This is a genomic window from Xylanibacter ruminicola (assembly GCF_900142525.1).
Lineage (GTDB): Bacteria > Bacteroidota > Bacteroidia > Bacteroidales > Bacteroidaceae > Prevotella > Prevotella ruminicola_A.
In genome coordinates this window covers 69,218-82,092 of sequence record NZ_FRBD01000006.1, presented here as the reverse complement: position 1 = coordinate 82,092, position 12,875 = coordinate 69,218, and the positions used below count along the sequence as shown (strand labels likewise).

Sequence of the window (12,875 nt, the reverse complement as noted above, 5' to 3'; positions counted from 1 at the left end):
AAGAAGAAAGAGGCTATTATGGCCAGTACAACATTTGATGAACTGCTTGATGCAGAATATGGTAAAGATGGCACAGCCCGAAGAGACGCTTTTGAGGCAAAGGCTGAGGCTTTTTGTTTAGCAGAGTGTTTGAAAGAACACAGACTTCAGGCTGGGCTTACTCAAGAGCAGCTGGCTGCTAAGATTGGTACCAAGAAAAGCTATATCTCGAAGATTGAAAATGGGCATGTTGATGTTCAACTGTCTACTCTGTTTCGCATCTTTTCTGGGTTAGGCAAGAGAATATCGCTTACTGTTATGTAGTAAGCGCTTTGCCTGCCTTACTGCTTTGCAGTAAGAGGTTTCGGAGGTAATCGGCTCTATGATTTGGGGCCGATTTTTTATTGTGATTTTGTGTGGAAAATGCTTGGCGGATTCGGAAAAATGTGCTAATTTTGCGCTCCGAATTCCAGTTTCTGACCTGAATAATTAAAAACTCTTGAAAATATGCAGAATTTTATGTTTTATGACTGTAACCTGGAAGGGAGGCAGCTGGAATTTGGTGAATCAGGCTTTTTAGCGGCATCGGAAGTCGTGCGTTATATTTTTGATGCAGGCTTCCGAAAGTATGGGCTAAACACGTTTGATTCTGGAACTAACGCGTTATTTGAATGCAAATACGTAATGAAACCTAAAGATGGCATGTTTCTGATGGAGGTGAGAAACCGTCATGGAGACATAGGTAAGCTTGTTTTTATTGACACCAGAACTAAGCCAAACTTTGTGTGGGTGCAGACTGCTGATGATGGTGAAAATGATGAGTGGAGCTTGCAAGTGGCTCATTTTGTTGAAGACTGGATATCGAGGGAGGCTTATGCTTACGGATGGAAAGTAAAGTTGAAACGCAGTGTTTTTAACAAGTTGGTTTACTGGCCACAGTTTGATAGTGCTATGGCTTATGTTGACTCGTATCTGAAAAGAACGCCAGAATTTGCTTCGTATATAGTATACGAGGAAAGAACTGATGAGATCCTAAAAAGACTGCATCTGATGATAGATAAGAAGGTGGCTGCCATATCTATCATGAGAGTGATGAGAGCAGCTATTGATGTAGGATTGATTGAGAAGCCGTGTTACGAATCTTTTGTAATGGAGTTTTGTAAGAAACACTTTGTTAGTCCGGCAGCTTATAAGATGTATACTAATATGAAGATTAACCCATTGGCCGATGATAATGTTTATCTTGAGTATGTTGATAAGTTCCTTAGATTGAAGGATGAATGGCTTGATGATATAGCTGAGAAATAGCCAAATTATATCTTTCGTTATGCGATAAGTAGCTTTTGTTAGTCGTTTGTTATCCGACTAATAAAGGCTACTTTTTTTATTCGTTTTTTTCATTTGTTTTTTCTAATTTTGCGCTCCGAATTTTATGTTTAATCCGAGTTGTAGTGGGATGTTTCTCTTGAGAACCCTAAAACGCGCGTCATCTACACACATCTCCACAAAACACTTGGAAGAAAATGAAACAAGTAGTATTGCGTATTGACGACGCAGCTTTTGAGAAGTTTATGGGCATGGTGAGTTTGTGCCCGCAGGTAGAGGTGCTGAACGTGTGTGAGAGTGGCGACAAGAAGCTAACTATCGACACCTATGTGATATCGGCCATTCGCGAAATGCGGCAGACGCTGGCATTCCGTTTCCCCTGCGACTATGCTTACCTGATGGTGGCCATGAACGAGAGCGTGATAAAAGGACTGCCATTCTTTTACACCCCCAAAGACTTTATTGACTATATGCGCGAGGCTGATTTCGACAATCTGCCTGGGCGCACCACTATCTATGACACGATAGCCAAAGTGCATGGTAAGTACCCTGATTGGACGTTTGCTGATGTCCCAAAAGCAAGTGAGGCGTTGAGAAGAAAGAACATAGTAAAGCGGTTTTTGAGCGCTTTTTTGAGGGCTCAATGCAGGAAGTCGGACGGTTTGTCGGACGATTTCTGAAAAGGTCGGACGATTCGTCGGACGATAGAAAATTAATCCTTCGTGGGGTGATTTTTTATTGCGAACTTTGCAACGTCGAAAGGAAAAACCGACAGTGTTCTTTGACTTACTGATACAAAAGATCCTTCGGAAGGCCGAAGCAAAAGAAAAAGATAAGAAACTAAATTTTGAAACCATTCTTCTATTACTTATTTAATTATTAATAAAAGGTCGCTTTAAAGGAGGCGACGTAAAACAAGAAAAAGAAAATGAAGAAAACAACAGTTTTTTCAATCTTCGGAGTCATCAACAGTCAGGTGGTTAAAGAGGCCGATGAGCTGATAGCCGACGAGCTGGTAGAGATGAACCGACATGCAAAATTCTGCTACACCACAACCGAGATAGCCAAGCGCTACGGAATGAAGGGCAACGACCTGCTTTCGTTTCTGAGAGACCGCAAGGTGGTGATGAAGCACTGCGGCGACTACTGCGTTACCAGTCGCTATCAGAACATGGATCTAATTTCCTATCGCTACTCCATCCGTTACAGCCAGCAGGGCAAACGACTGCTGAAACGTTCGATGGTGTGGACGGAAAAAGGCCGAGAGTTTATTAACGAACTATTGTATAATTAAAAAAAAGAATGAAAGTGAAAGAACGAAAAATCTTGATACGCAACATCGCCGAGGGCGATCGTATCTACGACGAGATGAAGAAGACAATGCTTTCTGTGAGTCCTACCATCGGCAGTCTGGTGTCGATGAATTACGCTCTGAGCAAGCTGATGGCCAACTACAAGCTGGCTATGGCTAAGATAGATATCAATGTTGAGGATTATATCGGTAGCATGATAAAGACTTGGGAACAACAGTTGGAGAATGGCGAGGCCGACGACCAGCTGGAGTTTGACGCTTTTGCGCTGACCGTGGAACGACTAGCTGAGGCACAAGGATGACCACCATTAAAAACCAACACAATATCGAGATAAAGAAGGGCTGCTGCTCATGCCAATTCAGGCAGATAGACAATCAGGGAGAGCGAATATGCTCGAAGATGGAGCTGAAAGTAGGCTCAAATTTCTGCTGCCCAAGATGGCAAATGAGCGACGGACTTAAAAATGCCGGAAAGGCAAAAGGAACAGTAAAAAAACTAACAGAAATTATTATTTTTTAAATGATTAAGAAATTTGTATTTTTATTGGACGCCATGAACCTTTTAGAAAAACTCATGGAAGGAAAAAGAATAGAAGGTGTATTATTTATCGACCATAACACCGGACGACTGACCTTTAAGGGATATAACCGCAAGACATCTAAGCGTGAGAAAGACCGAATGGTAAAGAAGTTGCCATGGGGCTGGGTTAAGGAGAGCATGCAGCGCATAAAGGTGTTCGGCTCGTTCCCCAAAGACATGGGCTCGGCAGCCGTGATGGGGCTGATGGACGACCATAACCGTTCGGCCAAGAATGCAATGATAGAGCGAGAACTTATCGAGTTTTGTTAAGACCTACGGATTATAAATTTTCAGAGATATGGGATTTTGTTATCAGAAGAATTTTAGTAATCCTACATTGCCTGTAGACGAGGCCCAGTTTTGGGCCCTCGTCAAGGCTGCTAAATGGAACGAGAACATTGATAAGTTTCGCGAAACAGGCGATGCCTCGTTGAAGCGCAAGTTGCCTGCATTTATCTTCCAGGCAACATTCGATGAGACCGAGTCGGCCAATGGAAAACTTGGTGCGTGGCGCAAGCAAGCTGCGACACGACTGACGGGACTTGTGGTGATGGATATAGATCATGTTGAAGAGCCGAAAAAGCTCTTCGAGGAATGGAAAGGAAGTGAAAAGGAAGTGAAAGGGGAGTCAAAGGGACAATACTTTAAAGACCTCGGTATCCTGCTGATCTATATCACCCCTTCAGGTAAGGGCTTGAAGATTGTATTCAAGGCCGACGTAAAGAAGGGTAATCTCATCGACAACCAGCACGCTATGGCCAAGGTGCTTGGCGTGGAGGTTGACGAAAGTTGCAAGGATGCAAGTAGAATGAGCTTTCTTTGTAAAGAATCTGACATTTTGTATATTGACAAAGAACTTTTTACGTATGAGAACAAGGAATTTGCTGAGCGATATGATGCTCTATATCGAGACGGTCATTCACAGGCTACGAGTGGCGATTTCAAGCCGACAAACCTGCCAATCCAAGCAGAGAGCACGTCAGTTGGGGTATTGGATGAAATAAAGTGGCGAGGTTATGATGTACAAAGTATTATTGATGCTCGCTATGGCGACAAACTGCCATGTCAAGCCGACAGCAACCGTCATACAGAATCGCTCAAGCTGGCAACCGACCTGCTGCTTATGCTCGATGGCGACAAAACCGCAGTACAGCGCGTGGTGGAGAGTCAATCGTGGGTCAAGGAGATCATCGACGAACGAAACGAGAACGTTAGTCAGACAGTGGCCAGTGCCGCTGAGTGTGTGGCGCAAAAGGAGAAGAAGTATGCCAGCAGTCTGCCCAGCAAGGCGATGCAGGAAGCGATACAGAAAGCCACAGGGCGCACATTCCAAGAGATTACGAAGACGCAAACGACGAGGACGGTAGCGATGGCCGAGGAGGATATCAACCGTTGGCTCTGGGAGTGGGGCGAACAGATTGAGGCTATGGCTGAGGACTTTCCGCTATTGAAGGATATCTGCAAGGGTCTGAAACGCAACCAATATCCTGCTGCTCTCTTTGTAGCTGGCGGACTGATGATGACGCTGATGACACGTTGTACTTATCGCTTCTATCATCGACCAGAAGAGTTGCGCAGGCTGAACAACTCAACGCTGATAATTGGCGACCCTGCAAGTGGTAAATCGTTCGCTACAAGGCTCTTTAAACTACTTGCTTCGCCTATTGTTGAGGCTGATAAGATTGGTAAGGATGCCATCAATGCCTATCGCGAACAGATGCGTACCAAGGGGGCCAATAAGGAGAAGCCTAAGAAGCCGAAGGTGGTGGTTCGTATCCACCCAGCGCGAACCTCGAATGCGCAGTTCATTCAGGATATGGTGAATGCTGTAGAAGAGGTAAACGGCGAGCCGATGCAGTTGCATATGCTGACCTTCGACACAGAACTAGACAACACGTTGTCGCTGCAAAAAGGTGGCTCGTACATCGACAAGCAGGCGTTGCAATTGAAAGCGTTCCACAACGAGGAGGATGGTCAGGCATACTCGAATGTAGACAGTGTGTTTCAGGAGTTCTATGTAATCTGGAATTACATCTATACAGGCACGCCCATCGCGCTGAAGAGGATGGTGAACGAGCAGAACTTTGGAAGCGGTCTTGCAACCCGTCTGACCTGTATTCCCCTGCCGGCTACCAACTTTGAGATGATGAGTCGCGAGAGTTTTGTAGACTACGACAGCGACAACCGTCTGAAGGAATGGGCCGAGAAACTGGACAAGATGAAAGGTGAACTTAGCGTGCAGAAGATTGTGGATGAACTCTATGATTGGACGGCACGTCGTATGGAGGACGCCAAGGAGAATGACTCAAAGGCTGATGAGATGCTTCTTAAACGTTGTGCTTATCATGGATTGAATTTCTCTGCACCGTTTATCGTTATGCGCCATTGGGATAAGATGAAGCAGGACGGACAATACTGGTGTGGTGAGTTCGAGACAGATGATGTGGATTGGAAACTTGCAGAGTTGATTGTCAATATCCAGTATGCCTGTCAGCGCCACTACTTTGGAGCGATGGCTGAGAACTATTTTGACAACAAACTGAAGGATGCCAGCGTGAATGTGCAGCGCAAGCAGAAGACTTTTGAGGCTTTTAATCGTTTGCCTGATGAGTTTACTATCGAGGACGTGGTTCACTGCTTCAATCTGGGCAGTGCTGCTTCTGCTCGTAAGAAGGTAACGCGCCTGTGTCGCGATCATCTAATAGAGAAGGTTAGCGAGGATAAGGGAGGCGAGAAGGCTGTGTTTCACAAAACAGGTTCCATCATGCTATAATCATCAACCCCCTGATGCCGTGGCACTGCGGCAGCGCGGCGGCGCGGCATTAGGATTTTTTATAATTTGCAATATGAATGAAATAGTACAATTGAATAGTAAAATGAAGTTGAGTGAGCATTTCACTCTGGGCGAGATGACTAAGAGTAATTCTCATCCCGAAGTGTATAATATCCCTTCGCATGAAGCGATTGCTAACCTCAAGCGGGTTTGCGTGTGGTTGGAGGAGTTGAGAAAGCGGTATAATCAACCGATTATAATAAACTCTGGCTATCGATCGCCGCAGTTGAATCGGGCGATTGGTGGTGTGGCTACGTCGAACCATCTTACTGGCTGTGCGGTGGATATCCGCGTGGATGGATTGGAGCAGTTGATAGTCTATGCGGCGATATTGCTCGATATCAGCCGCGACTGGCAGCAGGAGTTTGATGAATTGCTGATAGAACGCCGCTCGGCTTCGCCGCTTGGCTCGTCCAAGAATAAGCACGGCGCCATCTGGCTGCACTTTGCGGTGAGGGCAAAGGATAATCGTAGGAAGGTGTTATTCATAAACGCTTGATCAGACCACCCTGGCCCCTCCTACTCAGGAGGGAAAATAGGGGAGTTGTTAAAATATGTTGTTAAAATCTATTAAAACCTACAAAATACGCGGGTTTTCGGATTAAATTGTGTACTTTTGCCATTGGAATATAAGGTGTATATAATTAATGAAAAGAAGATGAATAATCATTCAGTTGTAGGTGCCAAGATTAAGGGCATCAGAGAGACAAAAAATCTCAGTATTGAGGAGATTGCCGAGCGCAGCGGACTGACCGTAGAGCAGATTAACAGTATTGAAAACGATGTGAACCTGCCATCGCTGGGTCCGCTGATCAAGATAGCCCGTGCGCTGGGCGTGAGATTGGGTACGTTTATGGACGATAACGACGATCTGGGTCCTATCGTAACACGTGCCAAGGATCGCGAGGCCGACAGCAGCATCAGCTTTAGCAATGGTGCTACCGACGCACGCAAGCACATGGAGTATCACCCGCTGGCTCAGCAGAAGGCCGGTCGCCACATGGAGCCATTCGTGATCGACATCAACCCCGAGGAGACACCTGATTTCCAGCTGTCAGCCCACGAGGGTGAGGAGTTTATCTATGTGATGGAGGGTGAAATAGAAATAGTGTATGGCAAGGAGACCTACAACCTGAAGGAGGGCGACTCGATATTCTACGACTCAATCGTGAAGCACCACGTGCACGGTGCCCCCGGCAAGAGCGCAAAAATCCTCGCCGTTGTTTATATACCATTCTAAAATAATATAGCCTACGGATTTTACGGATTTTACGGATTAATTATCCCGAGAGTTCGCAATCCTAAGGCAGAAAAAATTCGTATAATCCGTATAATCCGTAGGAGATTATAAAAACTGAAATGAGCGAAGTAAGATTAGATATGGCGGGGAGACCGCTCCCCGATAGAACCTACCCAGCTGAGACTGGAAGCAAGGGCTACCAGCTGTACGAGCGCACGCTGGGACAGTGGCTGGAGTACTGGGCTGAGACTACGCCTGATAAGGAATATATAGTATATAGCGACCGCGACCTGCGCTTTACCTGGAGCAAGTTCAATGAGCGTGTAGACAATCTGGCCAAGGGTCTGATAGCCATCGGCGTGGAGAAGGGATCGAACGTAGGTATCTGGGCTACTAACGTGCCCGACTGGTTGACATTCCTCTATGCTACCGCTAAGATTGGCGCCGTGCTGGTAACGGTGAACACCAACTACAAGCAGAACGAGCTGGAGTATCTGTGTAAGGACTCTGACATGCACACGCTGTGTATCACCGACGGTACATGGGACTGTAACTATGTAGACATGACCTACACCATGCTGCCAGAGCTGAAGACTTGCGAGCGCGGACACCTGAACAGCGAAAAGTTCCCATTCCTGAAGAACGTAGTATATATAGGTATGGAGAAGTATCGCGGTATGTTTAACACCGCCGAGCTGCTGCTGCTGGGACAGAACGTGGACGACGAGAAGCTGGACGAGATGAAGGCCCAGGTGAGCTGCCACGATGTGTGCAACATGCAGTACACCAGCGGTACCACTGGATTCCCCAAGGGCGTGATGCTTACTCACTACGGTATTGCCAACGACGGCTACTTTACCGGTGAGAACATGGGCTTTACACAGGATGATAAGCTCTGCGTATGTGTACCTTTATTCCACTGTTTCGGCGTGGTGCTGGCCACGATGAACTGCCTGACGCACGGCTGTACCGAGGTGATGGTTGAGAAATTCGACCCGCTGGTGGTGCTGGCATCAATACATAAAGAGAGGTGCACGGCGGTGTACGGCGTGCCTACGATGTTTATAGCAGAGCTGAACCACCCCATGTTCTCGATGTTCGACCTGAGCTGTCTGCGTACGGGTATCATGGCTGGAAGCCTGTGTCCTGTAGAACTGATGAAGCAGGTGAGCGAAAAGATGTTTATGACCATCACCAGCGTGTACGGACTCACTGAGAGTTCACCTGGTATGACTCAGACCTGCCTGAACGATACCTTTGAGCAGCGATGCGAGACCGTGGGTAGAGACTATCCGTTTGTTGACGTGAAAGTGCTCGACCCAGAGACAGGCGAGGAGTGCCCCGTGGGTGTGCAGGGCGAGATGTGCTGTAAGGGATTCAACGTGATGAAGGGTTACTACAAGAACCCCACAGCTACAGCCGAGGTGATAGACAAGAACGGCTATCTGCACTCGGGCGACCTGGGCGTGAAGGACGAGCAGGGATTCTACAAGATTACCGGACGTATCAAGGATATGATTATACGCGGTGGTGAGAACATCTACCCACGCGAGATTGAGGAGTTCCTCTACCACATGCCTGGCATACGCGACGTACAGGTGGCTGCTGTGCCTTCGAAGAAGTATGGTGAGGCCGTAGGTGCATTCATCATTCTGGAGGAGGGCGCGCAGATGACGCCGGAGGACGTACAGCTGTTCTGCCGTGGAAAGATAGCACGTTACAAGATACCAAAGTACGTGTTCTTTATCAAGGAGTTCCCGCTGACAGGTTCTGGCAAAATCCAGAAGTTTAAACTGAAGGAAATGAGCCTGAAGCTCTGTGAGGAGCAGGGCATAGAAGTTATTTAATATTATACGGCCTACGGATTTTACGGATTATACGGATTATTATTAATCCAATCCGTAATCTCCGGTAAGGTTAAAAATCCGTAGTAAAGATTTAAAGCTATAAGTACTAAAGTTATGAGAAGGAGACTATTAACGTTATTGACAATGGTGTGGGTGCTGTCGGTATTGACGGCAACAGCCGACGTGTCACCGCGTATCTTCCATAACTATACTTCGGCCGACGGACTAGCCGACAATAGTGCGCAGACCATCCACTGCACCAAGACGGGCCGACTGGTGATTACCACTGCAGGACAAATCAACTTCTTCAACGGTTCGAAATTCTCGCATATCGACCCCCTCGAAGAAAATATGTATGCCCTGTCGGAGTATCGTGGTAACTATCACCTCTACTTTGATCGCTTTCACCACATCTGGCTTAAGAACACGCATAGCGTGACATGTGTTGACTTGATAACCGAGCGCTTTACCTCGTCGATTGAGGATGAGTTCAGGAAGTTTGGTGTTGTGGAACATGTGAACGACCTGTTTGTAGACAGTGCAGGCGTGGTGTGGCTGCTCACGGAAAAGGGCCTTTATAACGTTAAGAGCAAGAAGACCATTAAGCCCCACGCAAACCTGAACCTGCAGGATCTGGAAATATGTAAGGACAAGTATGTGATGCTGTTCTACAACAACGGATTGATGGAGATGTTCGACTATACCACGGGCAAGAAGGTAGACGAGAGCAGACCATATACGGATGATGTGGCCAGAAACTACGAGAGCTCATCGCTGCTGGCAACGGCTAAAGACCGCGTGTTCCAGTTGCGTAACGGTGCTAGGGATGCTATACTGATGTGCTATAATCTGGTGGAAAAAAACTGGTACGAGATATTGCGCACACCTTATCATCTGAACAATATGGCGATTAAAGACTCGCTGATGTTCGTGCCATGCGAATACGGTTACTGGGTGGCAAACCTTAATTCGGGCGAGCTGAAACACTATGAGGTGTTGATGATGGAAACCGGTAAGACCATGGAGACCGACGTCAATGTGATAGCCTTTGACCGACAAGGTGGTATGTGGGTTGGAACCGAGCAACGAGGACTGCTGTACTCGCGCCCCTTTGCGCCGCCATTCAACGTGTATGCATGGGGAAACAGCACGGCCGACCACTACGGAGCCATGATGGACGGTGTGAACCAGTGGCCTAGATTCCGCGACCGCACCGTGAACTGTATTTATAAGGATTCGCGCGGATGGACCTGGGTGGGAACACCACAGGGACTGCAGGTGTATCGCAAGGAAACCGACATGCTGCCACAGGTGTACACCACAAAAGACGGACTCTATAACAACATCGTGCACTCGGTGGTAGAAGATGCCTTGCACAATATCTGGGTGGGCACCAGCTACGGCATATCGGTAGTGCTGTTTAACGAGGATGGGCGCGTGCACCGTATCAACAGCTACAATCAGTACGACCACGTACCTAACGAGGTGTTTGTGAACGGCAAGGCCATGTGTCTGCCCGACGGCACCATCGTGATGCAATCGCTGGATCATGTAGTGGAGTTTAACCCTAAGAACTTCTCGACGCTCGACAACAACTATCAGTTCGAGATATACCCCAAGATGGTGCAGCTGTTTGTGAACGGAGTAGACGTGAACACCAATACCGAGATTGACGGCAAGAAACTGCTGGACAGAGCCCTGAGCCGTGTGTGGGGGCTGGACCTGAACTACAATCAGAACTCGATTACGATGGTGTTCTCGGCGCTTAACTACTTCCGTCCGCAGCAAACGTTCTATCGCGTCAGAGTGTTAGGGCTGGATGACGAATGGCGCATACTGACACCATTCGACAGCAACGGATATGTGGACAGAGACGGACTGCTACACCTGCCACTGATGGCGCTGCGACCAGGTCACTACGAGATACATGTGCAGGCATCGATGAGTCCGGACGACTGGAATACCCGTCCCTACATATGGACCATCGATATCCATGAGCCCTGGTGGCGAAGCATCGGTGTGTTCGGTGTGTTTGGCTTTCTGCTGGCAATACTGTTCCTGGTTAACATATTGTTCTATATGAAGAACGCCAAACTGCGTGCTCAGCGCGACAGCGAGGAGACCATGCTGGTGAAGCGTATCTACAACTTTATAGACCGTATTGAGGGCCGTGGTGAGATTCTGGAGCCTGCTGCTGAGGAATACAGTGCTGCAGCGGTAGAAGCGATGACCGATCTTGATCCGGAGTTTGTGAAGGCCATGGAGAAGATTAAGTTGCTGGTATTGACTGAAAGAAATAAGAAAAAGATGACTATGCGCCGACTGGGTAATGCTGCCGGTATGGGCGGAAAGGAGTTCTACCAGCTGATTATGGCCAACATATTCAAGAGTCCACGTGCGCTAATCAAGAAAGCACGTCTGGAAGAGGCAGAGAAGCTGCTGCGTAATACCAAGATGTCGATAGAGGACATCTCGGCCAAGTGCGGATTTATTACGGCCAACTATTTTATTGCTTCGTTCTTCCAGAAGCATAGGCTTACTCCACAGATGTATCGTGATAGGCACTAAGGCGCCACGTGCGGTCGGAAGTACCCTTGTAATAAATCAAAGCCTGATAATGATTTTCTGTTTGATAGTAGCTGCCCTCGCTGGGTAGCAACTGCCCGTCGGCTGTGGTATACTGGTAGTTATAGTAGCCCTGTTTCTGCAGTATGCTGGCAGTATACTGCTGGTTCGTTGGGTCGTAGTATAACATATAGTCGTCGGTGCCTGTGGCTGTGGTCCAGCGCCCGCTTACGTATATGGGCCCTTGGCGGGGCACACGCAGACGGTAGTTTACCCACACGTACTCGGCAGTGGTGTTTACTTCGCGGTAGTCGCTGTTGCGAATGCAGAAGGCACCGTTGGCATCCTCATCGTACAGGTAGTTGGGGCGTGGCTCGTCTACAAAAGGATACACCTGATAGTTCTCGCCATCCCACGTGATGTGGTCGATACCCATGGTGGGGTGGCTGACATCGAGCACTTCGAACTTGCGATACTCATTGCCGGCATCGAAAATAAGCTGGTGGTTGTGGCTCCACTCAAGTCCGTTGAGGGTAGTAATGTCGGGCTTTACGCCGCAGCGCATATTGCGCTCCTGGTAGTTCTGCATGACTACGGCATAAATCTGTTCATCTGGATTGATAACCGGCAGGTTGCTGTAGTTCAGATTCAATGACACCTGCTGGTGGCTCTGGCGGGTGTCGATATCGGTATTGGCGGTGGCACTCATGCTGAGCTTCATGCTCTGCTCGGTCACCATAAACTCAGTTACCAGCACCTCGCAGTTGTCATCGTCCTCATCAATCACATGCAGGCGGTAGTTACCGCTCATCTTCAGGCGGCAACGATCGTTGGGCAACTGTAGCTGGTAGTGGGTGTAGGGTTGGATAGTGTTTACCGAGTGTTCGTAGTCGTCGATGGGGTTGTTGTTGAATCCTGTAAGCCAGTCGCTCTCGAACAGTTCTTCGGATGGTGTCCAATCGGCCTCGCAGTGCTCTAAGCGGTAAACATAGCGATGGTAATCGTGCGATAGCTCGTCGAACGATACGGTAAGTATATCGTTGCTATTCAGGCGCATAACGGGCGCATTAAGCCAGTTGTCGTTAACCACTGTTACTAGCGTTTTAATGTTGGGCTGGCTAATGCGGTTCTCGCCGTTTGCGGCAAGCGGAAATACGAACAGCAACGAGAGTAACAGGCGTATCATAGGCACA

The 12,875-nt window shown here is 47.9% G+C and carries 12 protein-coding genes; 11 read left to right on the top strand and 1 reads right to left on the bottom strand.

Features of this window, described 5'->3' with window-relative positions; genetic code table 11:
* Positions 1-18: 18 nt before the first annotated feature.
* The 11 genes from BUB86_RS05260 (at position 19) to BUB86_RS05205 (ending at position 11,685) form a co-directional block, all read left to right on the top strand.
* Complete coding sequence (locus BUB86_RS05260; RefSeq protein ID WP_073206558.1) at positions 19-303, top strand: helix-turn-helix domain-containing protein; 285 nt, start codon at positions 19-21, stop codon at positions 301-303.
* Positions 304-663: 360 nt separating this feature from the next.
* The gene (locus BUB86_RS05255) at positions 664-1,287 is read left to right on the top strand and encodes a hypothetical protein (RefSeq protein ID WP_139261433.1); all 624 of its coding nucleotides are present in this window, start codon (positions 664-666) and stop codon (positions 1,285-1,287) included.
* Between the two features lie 215 nt (positions 1,288-1,502).
* The gene (locus BUB86_RS05250) at positions 1,503-1,985 is read left to right on the top strand and encodes a hypothetical protein (RefSeq protein ID WP_073206552.1); all 483 of its coding nucleotides are present in this window, start codon (positions 1,503-1,505) and stop codon (positions 1,983-1,985) included.
* Between the two features lie 248 nt (positions 1,986-2,233).
* Entirely contained in the window at positions 2,234-2,599 is a 366-nt protein-coding gene (locus BUB86_RS05245) for a phage antirepressor KilAC domain-containing protein (protein ID WP_073206549.1), read from the top strand.
* 8 nt (positions 2,600-2,607) lie between these two features.
* A complete protein-coding gene (locus tag BUB86_RS05240; RefSeq protein WP_073206547.1) occupies positions 2,608-2,919 on the top strand; it encodes a hypothetical protein in 312 nt (103 codons plus the stop codon).
* Between the two features lie 272 nt (positions 2,920-3,191).
* A complete protein-coding gene (locus BUB86_RS05230; protein ID WP_139261431.1) occupies positions 3,192-3,467 on the top strand; it encodes a hypothetical protein in 276 nt (91 codons plus the stop codon).
* A 28-nt stretch (positions 3,468-3,495) separates the two neighbouring features.
* Positions 3,496-5,970, top strand: a complete 2,475-nt coding sequence (locus tag BUB86_RS05225) for a BT4734/BF3469 family protein (protein WP_073206540.1) — start codon at positions 3,496-3,498, stop codon at positions 5,968-5,970.
* A gap of 73 nt (positions 5,971-6,043) precedes the next feature.
* On the top strand, positions 6,044-6,529 hold the full coding sequence (locus BUB86_RS05220) for a D-Ala-D-Ala carboxypeptidase family metallohydrolase (RefSeq protein WP_073206537.1): 486 nt from the start codon (positions 6,044-6,046) through the stop codon (positions 6,527-6,529).
* 159 nt (positions 6,530-6,688) lie between these two features.
* Positions 6,689-7,270 (top strand): helix-turn-helix domain-containing protein, encoded by a 582-nt coding sequence (locus BUB86_RS05215; RefSeq protein WP_073206746.1) that lies wholly within the window; start codon positions 6,689-6,691, stop codon positions 7,268-7,270.
* 140 nt (positions 7,271-7,410) lie between these two features.
* A complete protein-coding gene (locus BUB86_RS05210) occupies positions 7,411-9,117 on the top strand; it encodes an AMP-binding protein (protein ID WP_073206535.1) in 1,707 nt (568 codons plus the stop codon).
* Between the two features lie 114 nt (positions 9,118-9,231).
* Positions 9,232-11,685, top strand: a complete 2,454-nt coding sequence (locus tag BUB86_RS05205) for a helix-turn-helix domain-containing protein (RefSeq protein WP_081373113.1) — start codon at positions 9,232-9,234, stop codon at positions 11,683-11,685.
* Here BUB86_RS05205 and BUB86_RS05200 read toward each other — a convergent pair.
* Positions 11,654-12,868 (bottom strand): DUF5103 domain-containing protein, encoded by a 1,215-nt coding sequence (locus BUB86_RS05200; protein ID WP_073206529.1) that lies wholly within the window; start codon positions 12,866-12,868, stop codon positions 11,654-11,656. The two genes, BUB86_RS05205 and BUB86_RS05200, sit on opposite strands and share 32 nt — an antisense overlap.
* Positions 12,869-12,875: the final 7 nt, after the last annotated feature.